We start from the raw sequence: 16,918 nt of genomic DNA on the forward strand, positions 1-16,918 counted from the left end.
TCAACCCAGATCACGGATCTTGTCCACGAGCTTGATGAGCTCCTTGATCATAGGCTGAGGAATTGTCGCGCGAAGCACTTCGTCGGCCTCTATCATTGTGACCCGGACCTTCTCTCGCAAGGCCGCCCCCTCCTCCGTGAGGTAGACGAGGGTCTGGCGCCGATTCTCTGGTGGAATCTCGCGTCGAATCAGGCTCGCCTTTTCCATACGCCGCAGCATGCCGGATATCGCCGAAATGTCGATTTCCAGGATATGAGCGATGTGACTTACGAGAACGCCTTTCTCCGGCTCGCAAATCTCCATGATGTAGCTTTGCTGAGCAGAAATTCCATGTGGAAGATACTTTCGATAATGCTCTGAGATTCCGCGCCAACCGCGGTAAAAATTGAAGCAGACCAGCTCTCGCAGGAAGACTTCTGGTTCTACAACATCATGCGCCGTAGGGGGCATATTCCACCTCTTGGATTAAGTTTAGCTGCCCTGCTGCCTGTTGCTCCATAAACACCTGGTTTCCATCAATGGTAAGTCTAGCAGAACTTCGAAAAATACGAAACGCGTCAATACTTGACACGTAAAGTGTTATCACGTTAAATCCATCGCGACGCACTTTAGCGGTGTGATATACGGCAGCTCAAGCACAAAGGAGTCTCCGGCTTTCACTTGACTCCCGTGCCCCTGAACACAATCGGCGATAGACCGGAGACCTTATGAAACTTCTACATATACCCCTTCTTCTGGCAAGCCTGAGCACCTTTGATGTTTCACAGGTCATGGCTGAGCCAGTGAAGCCGCTCATCATAAACGTGGACGCTAAATCGGTCTTCGGCAAACAGCAGGAACTCACATTCGTATCGACCAAGGCCCTTTTTGGCGAGGGAATTCCGCAGAATCTGAAGCTGAATTTTGCGAGCGGAGATCAATCGGCCGAGTCACTGGTTCAGGCGAGCCTCATCGATAACACCCTGTCTCCCCGACTACTTGATGGAACCAGTCAGGGAGTTCTGGTACTGGTAGGCGCGAGCCTGCAGGCTGGCAAAGGATTGGCCGACCAGAAGGCATTCAAGATGCTCGAACGCCCTCTGATCGATCGATATCGTGGTGAAGTGCTGCTGTCGATCGCGGCAGCCCGTAGCGCCGAATGGCCCTTCGATACTTTCGAGGTGGTGTCCTTCCCCACTCTGGAGCATTACCTAGCACTGATGAGCGATCCGGAATTTGCACCTGAGCAGCCGCTCGGCAAGTTGGCCATGCAGACCTATACGCCCGACCTGAGAGTGTCGCTTGGCGAAATCCAAAATCCTGGGGCGAGCGCTGGAAAATAGTTAATCCCACCAAAAAAGGAATTTTGCCATGTCTATCGAAGTAAAGTTAAAGCAGCGAATTGGCGTCGTTTTTGCCGCGCTGGCCTTGGTCGCAATGTCTCAGGCCCGTGCAGAGCAGCCGGAGTTGTGGCAGCAGGTTGCATCTGATCCAGCCATGGGTGGGTGTAAGGAGCCTCGTTGTTATTGAAGTTGAGCTGAAAAAAAATGGTAAGACAGGTTTGGAAAGACACTTTCACATCTCAAGCCGAAAAGAAAACGCTGAATTTTCCCTCACTTTTACCGGAAAGCATTGGCAGATCGAGAATAAGTTGCATTGGGTTCTGGACGTGGCTTTCAGAGAAGATTATTCAAGGCACCGGAGCGGACACAGCGCTGAAAATCTGTCTACGATACGCCGAATCGCCTTAAATGAATTGAAAAATGACAAGAGCATAAAGCTAGGCATTAAAAACAAAAGGCTCAGCGCGAGATGGACAAACGACTAACTTCTCAAGCTGATTCAGGACCTTGGCAGATAGAGCGATTGCCCTGCCGGACAGGCAGATCAAACCCAGGGAACATATAAGTATAGCGTCAGTGTCAACACCAATAATTCAACCAAACATGGAAACTTAAATGTTAGATCCGACCTTTTCTTTAGAAGACAGCGATAAGAATTCACTATCTAGAGCGCTCGATGCAGTTATCTACGAAAAAAACGGCGCCTGCTCATACGTTAATGCCTTAAATAAGCTGGCTTACAAAACGCTTCCGGGCGAGCTACTAGATATATTTCTAACCCAGAAAGCTTCAAAGAGCCCACTCCCGTATATCTACATCAACAACATACCAACAGACCTGCAAGTCAGCGGCGTACCATTGCAAGGAGAGGATACAGCCAGCTATAAGTCTGGCTTTCGTAGCGAGAATATACTAATCATGCTAGCCAGCCTTCTTGGCGAGCCGTACTCAATGGCGTTTGAAGGTGAAGAAATAGTCAATAACCTTATCCCCTTCCTAGAAACAGCAACTGACTATACTGGCCTCGGCTCCAGCGTAGAATTAGATTTCCACATCGAGAACGCTGCTCCTAAACACTTCTTCCCTTACAACTTTTCTCCAATGGGGCTAATGCTTACGGGGGTAAATCATGATGAATCGGGCCCGATGACGCGAATTAGCGACGGTAACAAGGCGCTTTCCCTTTTATCTGTGGTTGATAGGGAAGTTCTTAGTAGTGAATCGTATCGTATAAAGGTTCCTCACAGGTGGCGTGGGGGCAAGTACAGCCTCCAAAAAACAGAAACAGATTGGGTGCCAATTTCTCTTAGCAAAAACGGTAGATATTCTGATATCTCAGCAGTATTTTACCAAGACATGATCGTATCCAAGAACAAAGATGCAGAGAGAGCCTTGGGCAACTTTCATAATGCCGTTAAAGAGGTTTCAGAGGCAATTTCTATTAGACCTGGCGAGTTACTGTATATTGATAACAGGATAGCCCTGCACTCACGGGACCAGTTTAAACCAACCTATCAAAACGGCCGACCGAGACGCTGGGTCCAGCGTGTCTTTGTGTCTCCGAACCTATGGAGTCACAGAGATCTACAGCAAGTAGAACACAGAATTTATGAGATCACAGCATGACAAATATATTCTTGTCCATAGCCCCAATTTTCGCGCTGATCGCACTAGGATTCGCGGCAAAAAGGTACTTTATCTCCAGTGATGAATTTTGGTCCGCCAGCGATAAGCTGGTGTATTACCTATTCTTCCCATCACTTTTAATTCTGGAGATCGGGCATGCAGATTTCGAATCAGTGGCTGCTGGAAGTGGGTTGATGGTAGCTATCCTCGCTACTTCAGCTATTGCTGTCACTGTGTTCTTATATAAATTCATTCTTAGTCCTGATGACGAATTGTTCACATCAGTATTTCAGGGAGGCGTCAGGTATAACTCGTATATATTCATAGCCTCTTCTCAGGCATTGTTTGGCGCAGAGGGAGCAGCCTTGTCGGGGCTTTTTATCGCCAGCATGATTATATTCACCAACGTGATAAGCGTGATCGTGCTGAATCTGTATGGAAAGGGTTCTAAGAAAGGTCTAGGCTCGGTGGCTTATAATACTGCTACTAACCCTTTAATTGTAGGCGCAGTGATCGGTGTAGCCTTGAATTTGAGCGGTATCCATATTGAGGATGGTGCTGTATATGGCTTAATGCGGTACCTGGGTTCCGCAGCGACCCCCTTGAGCTTAATGTCTGTCGGAGCTGGTCTTCTATTTGTCCTTGATAGGAACAAGAAAATAGCAATCTCCTATTCTATTTTTGCCAAATTGATCATGTTACCGGCTTTAGCAATTTCTCTCATTAGTATGCTAGATCTGTCTGGACTCGCAGCCTCGGTGGCGCTGCTTTACTGCGCAGTTCCTTGCGCGGGTAATGCTTACATACTTTCGAGACAAATGGGAGGTGACTCAGTCGCTATGGCATCGATCATTACCTGGGGAACTGTAATTTCTTTCTTGACTATACCGGTGTTTATGCTGTCACACCTGATGTGAGCCTGGCGTCATTAGAGTCAGTGCAGCACCTTGATCAACTCCTCCGTGCCATTTAAATAAGCGCCCCTTAAAAAGAGGCGTTAACAAACAGCCGGGTGCCTGTGATTTGATCGCACGCGCCCTTAGGTTGATAGTCTCACGTTGCCCACAGCCTCAGGCTCTTATCTGCGTTCACTCCGCTATTGCAACACCTGCTCTGAACTCGGAGGCGGGTCAGCTGCGCTAAGCTACTGATCACCTACCCGACCAAGAGTGGACAATCATGGCAACTTTCACGCAGCTGACCCTGCACCAACGATATCAGATTCATGCTCTGCGTCAGCAACATTTCTCCTTAAGAGACATAGCTGCCGCCGCAGGCATACACTGTTCCACAGTGAGCCGGGAGCTTAGACGACGTCTTGGCGGCTCACCGTACACACCCGATCAGGCCCACGAGGCTGCCCGGTTTCTGCAACGCAATGCGCATCGGTCGGGCAAGGTTACTGGCCGAACAAAGCTGCTAGTGCTGGTCTATCTGATCCTGGAGTTTAGCCCAGAGCAGGTCGCTGGGACCCTTCGTAAACGACACGGATTGAGGGTGTCTTTTCAAAGCATCTACAGGTTCATCCAGCGGGACAACTTCTACGGCGGCCAGCTCTTTAAATATCTGCTCCGAGTCAGAAAACGACAGCACTATATCTTTCCCAAGCGCCGACGGCCGGATCATCGGCAAGGCCCTATTCGCAATCGAGTTTCTATAAAAGAGCGGCCGGAAGTTGTAGCCGCCAAAGCCCGCCAGGGCGATTGGGAAATCGACACCATCATCGGGCCGCGCCACCAGAGCGCATTGCTCACAATCACCGAACGCTCAACCCAATTTCTGTATCTCAGAAAGCTTTCTGGAATGACCAGCGGTGCCGTCAAAAGAGCTACGATCGAGGCGCTGCAGCTCCGCAACGAAATCGTTCACACCATCACCGCTGACAACGGCAGCGAGTTCGCTCAGCACGAGGACATCTCGGCAAAACTTCGGATCAGCTTCTTCTTCGCTGATCCATATTCTGCTTGGCAGCGAGGCTCCAACGAGAACATCAACGGCCAGGTCAGGCGCTTCTTTCCGAAGGGAACGGACTTCCAAACAATCGAAGAAGCCGAGGTCCGAAAAGTACAAAACACACTAAACCACCGACCGAGAAAAAGCTTAGACTACCAAACACCAGCGGAGGCGCTCTTCGGAGAGAAGCCTTACTGGATCAACTGGGCAAGTGTTGCAGTTGTCGGTTGAATGCAGCCTCTGAGATTCCGCGCCAACCGTGGTAAAAATTGAAGCAGACCAGCTTCTGGTTCTACAACATCATGCGCCGTAGGGGGCCATATTCCACCTCTTGGATTAAGTTTAGCTGCCCTGCTGTCTGTTGCTCCATAAACACCTGGTTTCCATCAATGGTAAGTCTAGCAGAACTTCGAAAAATACGAAACGCGTCAATACTTGACACGTAAATTGTTATCACGTTAAATCCATCGCGACGCACTTTAGCGGTGTGATATACGGCAGCTCAAGCACAAAGGAGTCTCCGGCTTTCACTTGACTCCCGTGCCCCTGAACACAATCGGCGATAGACCGGAGACCTTATGAAACTTCTACATATACCCCTTCTTCTGGCAAGCCTGAGCACCTTTGATGTTTCACAGGTCATGGCTGAGCCAGTGAAGCCGCTCATCATAGACGTGGACACTAAGTCGGTCTCCGGCAAACAGCAGGAACTCACATTCGTATCCACAAAGGCCCTTTTTGGCGAGGGAATTCCGCAGAATCTGAAGCTGAATTTTGCGAGCGGAGAACCATCGGCTGAGTCACTAGTTCAGGCGAGCCTCATCGATAACACCCTGTCTCCACGATTACTAGATGGAACCAGTCAAGGAGTCCTGATACTGGTAGGCGCGAGCCTGCAGGCCGGCAAAGTATTGGCCGATCAGAAGGCATTCAAGACGCTCGAACGACCACTGATCAATCGCTATCGTGGTGAAGTACTGCTGTCGATCGCGGCAGCCCCCAGCACCCAATGGCCTTTCGATACTTTCGAGGTGGTGTCCTTCCCCACTCTGGAGCATTACCTGGCACTGATGAGCGATCCGGAGTTTGCACCTGAGCAGCCGCTCGGCAAGTTGGCCATGCAGACCTATACGCCCGACCTGAGAGTGTCGCTTGGCGAAATCCAGAATCCTGCGGCGAGCGCTGGAAAATAGTTAATCCCACCAAAAAAGGAATTTTGCCATGTCTATTGCAGTAAAGTTAAAGCAGCGGGTCGGTGTAGTTTTAGCCGCGCTGGCCTTGGTCGCAATGTCTCAGGCCCGTGCCGAGCAGCCGGCGTTGTGGCAGCAGGTTGCGTCTGATCTGCCCATGCCTTACGGCGTTCTCCTGATCGACGAAAAACTCTACGTCAGTACTGTTCCCGATATTGTGGAAGTTGGCGAAGAAACCGGCACTCACCATCCGGTCAAGACCCTCGCTGAAGCCTCGCCATCCGGCCTTCTTCTGGACAAGGATCGAACTATCGTAGCCGTCGAAAATGGCACTGGATCGCTGATCAGGTTCAATCAAAACTTCGAGCAGCTCGAGGTGCTGGCTGAGGGGCTGGGCGATCCTGTAACAGTCAAACGACTCGGCAATTTCTACTACGTTACCGATTACAATTTTGGCAAAGGCGACGGGCGACTCCTGAGGGTCACGCCGGGTGGCGCAACCAAGGTGTATGCGAAACTCTCGGGACCTGGTGGATTCACTATCGATAAGGATGAAATCTTTGTGGCCGAATTCGACAAGGGCCAACTGGTTTCTCTTCAGAAAAAGGGCAAGGTCAGGCAGGTCGTGGCTTCAGGCCTCGGCAAGCCCCTGGACATAGTTCGACTCGACTCCGGTGGCTTCATTGTTTCCGACTTCGGAGGCTTTGACGGGGCGACCGGACGACTGCTGCACGTCGGCGAGAATGGCCGTGTCACCGTTCTCGATAGCAGCACGCTAGGAAACCCTGCCGGGCTCCTGATTCATGGTGGAAGCCTGTATGTAACTGACCTGATCGGAGGTCGCCTCTTCAAGGCAAATCTCTACAAACTACTGGCAGAAACAAACTGGTAAACATCATTTTTGTAACAATAAAGGAGTATTGAATGAACGAAGCCATTGAAGTTGTTGTTTTCCAGCCCAGAGCAGGCGTGAGCGCGCAGGACGTCGAAACCGCAGCACAATCGATCACGCCTGTCCTGGAATCTCTGGATGGCTATATCTCGCGTGACTTCGGTAGAGCGGACGGTGGACGCTATATCGACGTCGTACGCTGGCGTGATCTGTCGGCAGCTCAGGCTGCTGCAGACAAGGTGATGCAGGAGCCTGCCTGTGGGGCGTTCTTCAGCCTCATCGACGAAACGCAGATGCAGATGACGCACTACTCGAAACTGTAAGCAGCCTACGTCAGGAGGCTGCAAGGCCTCCTGGTTTGAAGATGCCCACCACTCCGACCCAGTCTTCCGACTGCGGTTCTTCGTTACCGATATTCAGCAGTACCATAGCTGGCGTCTCACGCCCTGTGAGTGAGCGCTATATACCAAAAAGCACACCACTCAAAGGGAGAACACATGAAAGCCGTTATCCATAACAAACACAGACTATCTGCTGTAGCGGCAGTTACTGCGCTCATGTCGGTTGATGTTGCCACAGCCCATGCTGCGGACAACGTGGTCACGGAATGGAACAAGGTACTACTGCAGGCAGTGCGTGATACCAACCCCGGTCCGCCGATGGTAGCGAGGATGCTGGCGATCTCTCATACCTGCATGTACGACGCCTGGGCGGCTTATGACCCGATTGCCAATGGCACTCAATTCGAGGGAGAACTCCGTCGTCCCGTCGATGAGCGCACCGACGACAACAAGCGCGAAGCCATAAGCTTTGCAGCCTTCCGTGCAGCTGTTGATCTCTTCCCTGGCCAGAAGAGCAGGTTTACAAGCTTCATGGCCACCCTGGGGTATGACCCCGCGAACAATGACTCGAGTCTCTCCTCGCCGGCTGCCGTTGGTAGAGTGGCTTGTGCGGCCGTACTGGAGGATCGCCACAGAGATGGCGCCAATCAGCTCGGGGACTTGAGTCCAGGTGCCTATAGCGATTACACGAACTATAAGCCTGTGAACACCTCTGACCGGGTCGACAATCCGAATCGATGGCAGCCTTTGGCAGTACCCGATGGCCGGGGCGGCCTCAAGGCACAGAACTTCCTGGCGCCGCACTGGGGACGGGTGAAGCCCTTTGCCATCAGGGACGTCAACCAATTCAAGCTAAAGCCACCAGCGCCCTATGGCAGCAAGAAATATATCGAACAGGCTGAAGAGGTCATTCACTACAGCGCGAATCTTACAGACAAGCAGAAAGTCGTCGCCGAGTACTGGGCAGATGGTCCACGGTCTGAAACACCACCAGGGCACTGGAACCTGTTTGCACAGTTTGTTTCCGAGCGTGACCAACATGGTCTGGATGACGATGCGAAGTTGTTTTTCTCGCTGAATAACGCACTGCTGGACGCAAGCATCTGGGCCTGGTCGGTGAAGGTCAAATACGACTATATCCGCCCTATCAGCGCCATTCACTACCTGTTTCAGGGTCAGGTCATACACGCCTGGGCAGGTCGCGATTTGGGCACACAACCAATCCTCGGCGAGCAGTGGCGCCCCTACCAGGCTGAGAACTTCGTTACGCCGCCTTTTGCCGAATTCGTCTCCGGGCATAGCACCTTCAGCAGTGCTGCTGCACAGGTCCTGCGCAACTTCACCAACAGCGATGCTTTCGGCTACACCAGCACCGTGGCAGCGGGTAGTTCCTTCGTGGAGCCCGGAACCGTGCCCGCAAAACCGGTTCAACTCTCATGGGGAACCTTCACAGCTGCAGCCAACGAGGCTGGGCTATCCAGGCTCTACGGTGGGATCCATTTTCGAGATGGCGATATGTATGCCCGCCGCGTAGGTGGGCAGATCGGCCAGCAGGTCTGGAAGAAATCTCAGGCGCTCTTCCAGCCCAAAAAGAAGAAGTAATCAAGTCACAGCGGCACAGGTCCTTCCTGGCCGCTGCCTTACCCTCATCAAAGCTGTCCGCTGCTGCCGAGTCTGAGTAGCGGAAGCCCTGCTGATTCAGCTCAGTGTCGAAGTGACATCACAAGTTCACGCACCAACAGTTGACACGTTAACTGTGTACATATTAGTGTTGCGCCACTGAGCCATCAAAAGGATTTCTCGTTCCATGGAAGGGCCCGGTCGATGCCATGCCACCATGTACGCCGTTATTTCATTAGCTGCGGAATCGGCGCATTTGCAAACAATCCGCGCGGGTCTGCCAAGGAGATTATATGAGTAAGCTTCCTCAATCCGGACGCGGTCTACCCGTCCAGAACCCTGTCCTCGGCGCCTTGTACGGCTTTATGGCAAGCGAGCTTTTGCTGGCGCTCGACCGCCTGAAGGTGTTTGAGCAAATAAGCAGGCATAAGAGCGTAACCGCAGCAACATTGGCTACTGGGCTGGGACTGAACCGGGAGGCGCTCGAGCGTGCCTTGCAGGCTGCTGCATGCTGGGGCCTGGTCAAGATCGATCGCCAGCTGTTCAGCCTCGACGATACGGTTTCGCCACTCCTTGACCCCTCAAGCAATGACTACTGCGGCGCCTTTTTCAATCATTTTCGCAATAACACGATTCCCGTTTTTAGTCACCTAGATGAGGCTCTGCGCGGGGGCAAAGCCCAATGGTCCGCGCTGACTGCTGGCGATAGAGGAGACGAACACGCCTTCACCCACATATTCAGCTCGGAAGAACATGCACGGGACTTCCACGCCGCGATGTGGAGGCTCAGCTATGGCCCTTCGCAGGAGCTCGTGAGCCAAGGACTTGTGGGTGACTCCAGAACCCTCGTCGACCTTGGCGGCGGTGTAGGTTCATTCGCCATTGCCGCAGCCAAAGCCAATCCACGGCTCACAGTTACCGTAGTGGATCTGCCAGCCGTTGCGCCGCACTGCGAGCAGAATATCCGGAAAGAAGAACTTCAGGAACGAGTCAGCTTCCGAGCTGGTGATTTCTGGCAGGACGCCCTCCCCTTTGCCGACACCTACTCTCTCGGCTACATACTGTCCGACTGGAACGATGAGGAATCGACCAGACTGCTGCGCCGCGTTAAATCCTCGTTATGCGAAGGTGGCCGCGTTTTGGTCCTCGAGAGATTACTCGACGAGGACAGATCGGGCCCTTTTGTCGGCGTGATGCAGGATCTGGCAATGATGCTGGAAACTGGAGGCCAGCACCGCCCCGCCAGCCGCTATCGCGCCCTGCTGGAGGAAGCTGGTTTCAGGGACATAACAGTTATAAGAACATCCGGCGACAAGCACGCAGTGGTAGGCGTCGCCTTTTAAGCAGTCGTCATCCGATTGCGCCCCCACCTATAGCCAGGAGGCTCATGTATGAATCACTCGAAACACCACAAGTACATCATCATCGGCGCGGGTCCAGCTGGTCTGCAGCTGGGCTACCACCTGAAACACCACGAACAGGATTACCTGATTCTGGAAAGTGACGAGCCGGGTTCCTTCTTTGAGGCCTTCCCCCGGCATCGCAAGCTCATCTCCATCAACAAGGTATTCACCGGTTATGAAGATGATGAGATCAACCTGCGATGGGACTGGAACTCACTCCTGTCAGAACCACACGAACCTCACCTCTTCAAAAGCTACACCCGCAGTTACTTTCCTGACGCCGAGAGCATGCCGCAATATCTGGCGGATTACGCTCACAAATTCAATCTCGAAATTCGCAAGGGCGCCCGTGTCAGCCAGATCAAGCGCACTGAGATGTTCGAAATCGAGCTGGAGTCTGGGGAAAGGCATACCTGCGATATTCTGATCATGGCTACTGGTGTCAGCCAGCGCTGGCTTCCCGATATCAGAGGCATTGAAACTGCCGACTGCTACTTTGATTTCGATACAGATGGCGAGCAGTACAACAACAAGCGAGTGTTGATCATCGGCAAAGGCAACTCCGCTTTCGAAACCGCCGATGCGCTGGTTGAGCACGCATCGCTGATACATGTTTCCAGTCCAAATTCGCTCAAGATGGCCTGGTCAACGCACTATGTTGGCCACCTGAGAGCGGTGAACAACAACTTCCTGGATACCTATCAGCTCAAGTCGCAAAACGCGGTGCTCGACGCCCACATAGAGTCCATTCAGAATATTGATGCTATCTACCGCGTTTCATTTGGTTACCAGCATGCCGAAGGTGAAGCTGAGGTCATTGAGTACGATCATGTGATCGCCTGCACCGGCTTCCGGTTCGACGACAGCATTTTTGACAAAAGCTGCAAACCGGAAATGTGTGAACGCAACAAGCTGCCCGCCCAGCAGAGCAACTGGGAATCGACCAATATTCCAGATCTGTATTTCGCCGGCACTATAATGCAGTACCGCGACTACAAGAAGTACATGTCGGGTTTCATTCACGGCTTCAGATACAACGTTCGTACCTTGAGCTGGTTGCTGGCGGAGCGGTATGCGGGCATCCCGCTTCCTGATGAGAGTCTCATGTTGACGCTCGAAGGCCTGACCGAGCTCGTTATCGACCGGATCAACAGAACTTCTGCATTATGGCAGCAGCCAGGATTCCTGGCGGACGTGCTCATTCTCAACCGGTCGAACGGTATGGTGCAGCTTATCGAGGAATTACCGGTGGACTACGTCCACGAGCGCTGGCAAAGCAGTGACTCGGAGTACTTTCTGCTCACGCTCGAGTTCGGTCAGGAGAAGTCCGACAGCCCGTTCAGCGTTCACCGCATCGCTCGCGATAACGTCATGAGCGCCGAACACTCAAAATTCCTGCACCCGATCATTCGCCACTTCCAGGGGGCTGAACTTATTGGTGAACATCATGTGATCGAGGACCTCGCGGCTGAATGGCGTGAACCTGAACATATCGAGCCACTGAAGCACTATTTCCAGCAGGCGCTGGAACTTCCCTTCGGCGCGCTTGCAACAGCGATGTAAGACAACAACCTCAGCATTCGATCAGGGCTCATTCTATGGACATTATCGATTTTCATGTGCACGCCGGTAGCTTCCCACTTCTGCGGGACGATATTCAGGGCTTGCTGACCAACTTTCCCTTCGAGACTGATGTTGATGTCAAGGAGGTTTTCTCAAACCCGGTGTTCCTGAAGGCCTACCTGCAAAAGCTGGGTGTGAAGAGGGCCGTGGTATTGGCCGAGTGTGGTCCGGGCACCAATTATTCAATCGATAGCAAACTCATTGCCGAGTTCTGCAAGGCAGACCCATTCTTCATACCGTTCGGGAACATCAATCCAAACCATCACGAGTCGCCAGTGGATGAATGGAAAAAAGGAAGAGAACTAGGAATCAAGGGTTATAAATTCTACCCGGCGGACCACGACTTCGATCCGTTCATCGATTCGATGTGGGAGGTCTACGGCCTCTGTGAGCGTGCTGGTCAGCCTATCATGTTTCATACCGGCCTGACCGGCCAGCGCGATGCTTCACAGCGCTTTATTCGTCCCAGTGAGCTCAGGTCTCTGGTGGAAAAGTATCCTGATCTGCGGGTGGTCTTTGCCCATGGTGGTAAGCCCAACTGGTACACCGAAGCGCTTGAAATGGCGACTCAGTATGAGAATGTCTTTCTCGACACAGCGTTGGTTCCCCCAGCTGATGTCGTCGACTGGATCAAGTACAGCCCAACGATTCAGAACAAAGTGCTGTTCGGCTCTGACCTTCCTGTTTCTGGTGGTTACTCGAAACTTCTGGAGAAGTATCAGGCTTCAGAACTCACGGAAGCTGCGCGCGAGGCGATTTTCTTCGGCAACGCGAGCAGGCTTTTGAGTATCGAGCTGAATGAAGTGGCCGAGCAAGTAGCGAAGAGGGCATAACATGTACAACAACTACTTTCCGGTCACCTATTATTTCTATCCGTTGCTGGACCTGGGTTTCGACGTCTGTGCGGAGTCGCAGAACTTCCTCCAGGCACTGGATACGCCCACCCCCGGCAACGTGGAGACCTTGCTCTACGTTCACATTCCGTACTGCCAGGATCTTTGTCGCTTCTGCCCTTTTCACGTGAGGGTGGACAAGGACTTTTCAGTGTATGAGCGCTATACCAATGCGCTGTGCACAGACCTGAAGCAGACCGCAGAGTCTACCCGAGGCGCATCGAGCACGATTCAAGCCGTGTATTTTGGTGGCGGCTCACCTTCCGTTCTCTCAGCCGAACAACTCCGCAGGATCTTCGAAACCATCTATGCCAGCTTCACACTCGCACCAGATGTCGAAATCTCATTTGAGGGAGAGCCGAAATCACTGGGCGACCCTGCCCGGCTGGAACTGCTAAGGGAAATGCGGGTGAGCCGCCTCAGTTTCGGACTCCAGACCTACAACCAGAATCTGCGGGAAGCCTTCAATATATCCGCCACACTCGACGACGTTGAGAACGTGACCCGAAGAGCCAGAGACATTGGATTCGACGAGATCAATGTAGACATGATGTACAACCTGCCTGGGCAGACACTTGCGGATCTCGACCGTGACATCGAACATCTGCTCGCTGATGGCTACGACAGCATCGACTACTACAATCTGCACTACTTTGCATTCCCGCCCAAGTTCAAGCGTGAGATGGCAACCGGCAAGATCCCTGCAAAACCCTCCGAACCTGTCATGCTGGCACTGTTCGAACAGCTGAGAGCCGGTCTCTCTGCCGCAGGCTACGTCAATGTGGCGGATCAGGTTTATAGCAGGAAGCCTGCAGTGTGTGAGTACTTCAGGCTGCTCTGGGCTGGTGGATATGGCGAGCATCGCGCTGAAACACTGGCGGTAGGCTCGTCCGCCCGAGGTTATATCGACGGTGTGGCCTACATGAAGTACGGCAACGTCAATCGGTACATGGACGGCATTGAGAAGGGCGAAAACACCGTCGAAAAGATTTCACGTCGGCTGTCCAGGCCCGAGAACCGCGGTGCGGTGATGTTCCCGAAGTTTCTGTCTATAAAGAAGCAGCATGACGCAGCCTTACAGACGATCCCGAAGAGCCTGCTGGCTCAGTGGACCGAGCACGGCTATGTGTACGAGACGGCGACGGAATATCGCATTTCCGAGCGAGGCAAGCTCTGGACGAATAATATGACGACGGATCTGTTCGAGGCCGTGCAGCGCGAAATAGGAGACCGTGCCGTCATCGCCCTATCGGAGAAGGCTGGCACACGGACTGGCACCTTTTGACGACGGAGCGCGGATCATGAGCATGCAGAAGCGGATCGGCATCATACACGCTTATCCCAGTCTCTACCTTGTGAATAGTCTGGCGAACGCAGGCTATCGTGTTGTCCTGTTTGGCAATGGACGTGATTTCGCTGTGCATGAAGGTGTCGAGGCAGTGATCGATGTGCCACTTTGGGATGTCGAAGCACTTGATTATGCGGTACGCGGCTTCCATGCTGAACGACCGCTCGATGCGCTGTTACCTGTCAACGAAGGCACAGCTGTTGTCACTGCCAGGCTCTGTGAGGCCTTGGGCTTACGTGGACTGCCTGTCACCGCAGCTATCGCCAGCCGCAATAAATATCTGTCCTATCTGCTCTGGGAGGCCCAGGGCGTGTCCGTCCCTCCAGCCTTCCCTGTTCATGATGCCGACTCAGCCTGTGAAATACTTGATTCGGAGCTCGACGGCAAAGGCGTGATCAAGCTGGTTGATTCCATGAACAGCCAGGGCGTGATCGCGGCTCATAGCCGAGAGACATGCCGAGAAGGCGTGCTTAAATTGTTGCAGATGACGCACCAGTCACTCGATGTTGATCTATCGATCGACCGGAACCGTTTTGCCTATGGCCGCTCGGCTCTGAAGCTGATGGTTCAGCATTTCTGCACAGGCGTAGAGGTGAGCGTGGATGTGTTTCTGATGCCGGACGGCGATGATCGGGTGCTTGCCATCCTCGAAAAGGCGCCATCCGCTGGACCTTACTTTGCCGAAACGGCGTCCATCTGGCCCACCTCGCTATCAGCAGAAAAGGAAGCTCAGGTCAGCACACTCGCGATTCGCGCGGCCAGGTCGCTGGGCCTGCACGAGGGACCGGCGCATGTCGAAATTCGTTACGACCATGAAACGCCGACTGTGCTGGAGGCCGGGTTGCGACCGGGTGGAGGCTACACCGTGCAGCTCATCGAACGCTTACGCAAGAGCAACGTATATGTCGCTCAGGCCCAGCTTGCGCTTGGGGAAGTCATTCCACCGCTTTATGAGCCGGAAAAGCAGGCGCTGCTATTCGGCGGCATCATCTATCGCTCCAGCGGCGTGCTCTCTCACGTTGATGGACTAGACCTGTTTGAGACGATTCCGGAGCTCGAGCAGCTGGTTATTCTGAACAAGGTCGGCGACCAGGTTCGGGCGATGCCAGAGTCGGCGCAACCTCATTACTGCTATTACCTCCTTTCAGGCTCGAGTCGTGAGAAGCTGGTCGAAATCCATAATCGGATTCAGAGCGAGGTCCGCCTGGAAATCGACCTGGAGATACAGCGTGGATCCTGAGTCGCCACCCCTGCTGCAACCGCTGACCACACCAGCCACGAATGATCTTGCCGAAGAGATTCGCGAGTCGGGGCGAGTCGTATTCGATCTTCTGTGCCGCGCCCAGTGCTCACCTGAAGCGTGGCCGCTGCTAAATGCTTCCGCTAATGTCCGACAGCTTGCGGACCGGCCGGAAGCACTACCGGTCGCAGGTATGCCGCTGTCAGAGGTCCTGAATGAAGCGGGCGCGTTCATGGAAAACGGGATGTGTAATGTCTCTCATCCCAGGTATTTCGGCTACATTTCTCCCAAGCCTCACCCTGCCACTGTTCTCGGAGACTTCCTCGGCAGCAGTCTTAACCAGACACCCGGCGCCTGGCGCGCAGGCCCATCAGCTACGGCAATCGAAATTCAAGTTCTGCATTGGCTCCGCGAACTCTTCGCCTTGCCGCCTGCCGTCGGTCAGCTGCCAGGTGGCATTTTCACTGGTGGAGGCACCCTGGCAAACCTGATCGCGTTAAAGCTGGCGCGGGACCGGGTAGTCGGTGCGGAGGTCAGAAACAAAGGGCTGTCTTCTGAGCAACTGCGAGTCTACATGTCTGTGGAGGGCCACTTCTCCATTGGTAAGGCCATGGACACGCTTGGCCTCGGTACCGACAACCTCGTCCTGATCCCCACGAATGAACTTGGGGTCATCGATGTTGATGAGCTCGAAGCACACGTCAGTCACGATCAGGCTGCTGGGCTGAAGCCACTTTGCATAGTCGGCATGGCTGGGACAACCGCTTCTGGAGCGATTGACCCGCTGAACAGACTGGCTGAGCTATCGGCACGGTGTGGAGCCTGGTTCCACGTGGACGGCGCATCAGGTCTCGCAATGGCTGCGCTACCAGCACAGCGGCTGGCGATGAGCGGATTGGAGGCAGCAGATTCCATTACCTTCGACCCCTGCAAGTGGATGTTTGCGCCTTTCGGCGTGGGTTGCCTATTGGTGAGGGATGGCACCGCGCTCGGCGAAGCATTCTGGTCCGAAGGCCATTATTGGGAGGAGCAAGGTGAACTCGACACCTTCAAGATGAACCTGTACGGGACCAGGCAATTTCGGTCGCTTGGACTCTGGTGCTTTCTGAGAAACGTTGGTGCTGAGGGCTATCGCGGCTACCTGGTCGGCCTCCTCCACTGCGCACAGGCCTTTAGAGATGCGGTTGCGGCTGATACGCGGTACGAACTGCTGCCTCAGCAAACGCACATGCCTATCGTCTGTTTTCGTGTGGCCGCTGAGCAGGAGGAAGAGAGCCAGCTACTCACACGACGACTAGTTCAGACATGCCTGGAGCGCGATATTGCCTATCCCACCGTACTGGAGTGGCGGGGGCAGACCTTCGTACGGCTGGCCATCAGCAATTATGCCACCACATTAGACGATATGGGTGCCGTCAAAGCTGCGATGGACGCCATTATGAGGGAGTTGTCCCCCGGGTATTGAAA

General features: G+C 53.5%; 17 protein-coding genes. 16 read left to right on the top strand and 1 reads right to left on the bottom strand.

The genetic code is table 11. The features are described 5' to 3' along the window. A complete protein-coding gene (locus tag ACH3PB_RS07695) occupies positions 1 to 450 on the bottom strand; it encodes a MarR family winged helix-turn-helix transcriptional regulator (protein WP_416398879.1) in 450 nt (149 codons plus the stop codon). Between the two features lie 257 nt (positions 451 to 707). Between ACH3PB_RS07695 and ACH3PB_RS07700 the strand changes: the two genes are divergently transcribed. From ACH3PB_RS07700 to ACH3PB_RS07775, 16 genes are all read left to right on the top strand, one after another. Then, positions 708 to 1,322, top strand: coding sequence for a hypothetical protein (locus ACH3PB_RS07700; RefSeq protein WP_416398880.1), 615 nt, complete (start codon positions 708 to 710; stop codon positions 1,320 to 1,322). 28 nt (positions 1,323 to 1,350) lie between these two features. Then, a complete protein-coding gene (locus tag ACH3PB_RS07705; protein ID WP_416399514.1) occupies positions 1,351 to 1,509 on the top strand; it encodes a hypothetical protein in 159 nt (52 codons plus the stop codon). Beyond that, positions 1,481 to 1,807: an ISAs1 family transposase gene (locus ACH3PB_RS07710; RefSeq protein WP_416399429.1), complete on the top strand. Its 327-nt coding sequence runs from the start codon at positions 1,481 to 1,483 to the stop codon at positions 1,805 to 1,807. Before ACH3PB_RS07705 ends, ACH3PB_RS07710 begins: the two co-directional genes overlap by 29 nt. Before the next feature lie 130 nt (positions 1,808 to 1,937). Further along, entirely contained in the window at positions 1,938 to 2,948 is a 1,011-nt protein-coding gene (locus ACH3PB_RS07715) for a TauD/TfdA family dioxygenase (protein ID WP_416398881.1), read from the top strand. Beyond that, positions 2,945 to 3,865, top strand: a complete 921-nt coding sequence (locus ACH3PB_RS07720) for an AEC family transporter (RefSeq protein WP_416398882.1) — start codon at positions 2,945 to 2,947, stop codon at positions 3,863 to 3,865. Before ACH3PB_RS07715 ends, ACH3PB_RS07720 begins: the two co-directional genes overlap by 4 nt. 262 nt (positions 3,866 to 4,127) lie before the next feature. Continuing rightward, on the top strand, positions 4,128 to 5,132 hold the full coding sequence (locus ACH3PB_RS07725; RefSeq protein WP_416398883.1) for an IS30 family transposase: 1,005 nt from the start codon (positions 4,128 to 4,130) through the stop codon (positions 5,130 to 5,132). Positions 5,133 to 5,479: 347 nt separating this feature from the next. Beyond that, positions 5,480 to 6,094 carry a hypothetical protein gene (locus ACH3PB_RS07730; protein ID WP_416398884.1) on the top strand — a complete coding sequence of 205 codons (615 nt, stop codon included), beginning with the start codon at positions 5,480 to 5,482 and terminating at the stop codon, positions 6,092 to 6,094. A 28-nt stretch (positions 6,095 to 6,122) separates the two neighbouring features. Then, positions 6,123 to 6,983: an SMP-30/gluconolactonase/LRE family protein gene (locus tag ACH3PB_RS07735; RefSeq protein WP_416398885.1), complete on the top strand. Its 861-nt coding sequence runs from the start codon at positions 6,123 to 6,125 to the stop codon at positions 6,981 to 6,983. Between the two features lie 32 nt (positions 6,984 to 7,015). Continuing rightward, entirely contained in the window at positions 7,016 to 7,306 is a 291-nt protein-coding gene (locus ACH3PB_RS07740) for an antibiotic biosynthesis monooxygenase family protein (RefSeq protein ID WP_416398886.1), read from the top strand. Positions 7,307 to 7,480: 174 nt separating this feature from the next. Then, positions 7,481 to 8,926, top strand: a complete 1,446-nt coding sequence (locus ACH3PB_RS07745; protein ID WP_416398887.1) for a vanadium-dependent haloperoxidase — start codon at positions 7,481 to 7,483, stop codon at positions 8,924 to 8,926. A 311-nt stretch (positions 8,927 to 9,237) separates the two neighbouring features. Beyond that, positions 9,238 to 10,287 (top strand): methyltransferase, encoded by a 1,050-nt coding sequence (locus ACH3PB_RS07750; RefSeq protein ID WP_416398888.1) that lies wholly within the window; start codon positions 9,238 to 9,240, stop codon positions 10,285 to 10,287. 48 nt (positions 10,288 to 10,335) lie between these two features. Then, on the top strand, positions 10,336 to 11,910 hold the full coding sequence (locus tag ACH3PB_RS07755; protein ID WP_416398889.1) for an NAD(P)-binding domain-containing protein: 1,575 nt from the start codon (positions 10,336 to 10,338) through the stop codon (positions 11,908 to 11,910). Positions 11,911 to 11,945: 35 nt separating this feature from the next. Next, positions 11,946 to 12,803, top strand: coding sequence for an amidohydrolase family protein (locus ACH3PB_RS07760; protein ID WP_416398890.1), 858 nt, complete (start codon positions 11,946 to 11,948; stop codon positions 12,801 to 12,803). Position 12,804: 1 nt separating this feature from the next. Continuing rightward, positions 12,805 to 14,148 carry a coproporphyrinogen-III oxidase family protein gene (locus tag ACH3PB_RS07765; RefSeq protein WP_416398891.1) on the top strand — a complete coding sequence of 448 codons (1,344 nt, stop codon included), beginning with the start codon at positions 12,805 to 12,807 and terminating at the stop codon, positions 14,146 to 14,148. A gap of 16 nt (positions 14,149 to 14,164) precedes the next feature. Then, positions 14,165 to 15,451 carry an ATP-grasp domain-containing protein gene (locus ACH3PB_RS07770; RefSeq protein ID WP_416398892.1) on the top strand — a complete coding sequence of 429 codons (1,287 nt, stop codon included), beginning with the start codon at positions 14,165 to 14,167 and terminating at the stop codon, positions 15,449 to 15,451. Next, the gene (locus ACH3PB_RS07775) at positions 15,441 to 16,916 is read left to right on the top strand and encodes a pyridoxal phosphate-dependent decarboxylase family protein (protein ID WP_416398893.1); all 1,476 of its coding nucleotides are present in this window, start codon (positions 15,441 to 15,443) and stop codon (positions 16,914 to 16,916) included. Before ACH3PB_RS07770 ends, ACH3PB_RS07775 begins: the two co-directional genes overlap by 11 nt. Positions 16,917 to 16,918: the final 2 nt, after the last annotated feature.

The sequence above is a fragment of the Allohahella sp. A8 genome (assembly GCF_047946665.1).
Classification (GTDB): Bacteria; Pseudomonadota; Gammaproteobacteria; order Pseudomonadales; family Oleiphilaceae; genus Allohahella.

Excerpts from the sequence above, each read along its gene's own strand:
- ACH3PB_RS07740 (WP_416398886.1), top strand. The coding sequence starts at position 7,016 with ATGAACGAAGCCATTGAAGTTGTTGTTTTCCAGCCCAGAGCAGGCGTG.
- ACH3PB_RS07715 (WP_416398881.1), top strand. The coding sequence starts at position 1,938 with ATGTTAGATCCGACCTTTTCTTTAGAAGACAGCGATAAGAATTCACTA.
- ACH3PB_RS07720 (WP_416398882.1), top strand. The coding sequence starts at position 2,945 with ATGACAAATATATTCTTGTCCATAGCCCCAATTTTCGCGCTGATCGCA.
- ACH3PB_RS07760 (WP_416398890.1), top strand. The coding sequence starts at position 11,946 with ATGGACATTATCGATTTTCATGTGCACGCCGGTAGCTTCCCACTTCTG.
- ACH3PB_RS07730 (WP_416398884.1), top strand. The coding sequence starts at position 5,480 with ATGAAACTTCTACATATACCCCTTCTTCTGGCAAGCCTGAGCACCTTT.
- ACH3PB_RS07705 (WP_416399514.1), top strand. The coding sequence starts at position 1,351 with ATGTCTATCGAAGTAAAGTTAAAGCAGCGAATTGGCGTCGTTTTTGCC.
- ACH3PB_RS07770 (WP_416398892.1), top strand. The coding sequence starts at position 14,165 with ATGAGCATGCAGAAGCGGATCGGCATCATACACGCTTATCCCAGTCTC.
- ACH3PB_RS07725 (WP_416398883.1), top strand. The coding sequence starts at position 4,128 with ATGGCAACTTTCACGCAGCTGACCCTGCACCAACGATATCAGATTCAT.
- ACH3PB_RS07735 (WP_416398885.1), top strand. The coding sequence starts at position 6,123 with ATGTCTATTGCAGTAAAGTTAAAGCAGCGGGTCGGTGTAGTTTTAGCC.
- ACH3PB_RS07745 (WP_416398887.1), top strand. The coding sequence starts at position 7,481 with ATGAAAGCCGTTATCCATAACAAACACAGACTATCTGCTGTAGCGGCA.
- ACH3PB_RS07765 (WP_416398891.1), top strand. The coding sequence starts at position 12,805 with ATGTACAACAACTACTTTCCGGTCACCTATTATTTCTATCCGTTGCTG.
- ACH3PB_RS07750 (WP_416398888.1), top strand. The coding sequence starts at position 9,238 with ATGAGTAAGCTTCCTCAATCCGGACGCGGTCTACCCGTCCAGAACCCT.
- ACH3PB_RS07695 (WP_416398879.1), bottom strand. The coding sequence starts at position 450 with ATGCCCCCTACGGCGCATGATGTTGTAGAACCAGAAGTCTTCCTGCGA.
- ACH3PB_RS07755 (WP_416398889.1), top strand. The coding sequence starts at position 10,336 with ATGAATCACTCGAAACACCACAAGTACATCATCATCGGCGCGGGTCCA.
- ACH3PB_RS07700 (WP_416398880.1), top strand. The coding sequence starts at position 708 with ATGAAACTTCTACATATACCCCTTCTTCTGGCAAGCCTGAGCACCTTT.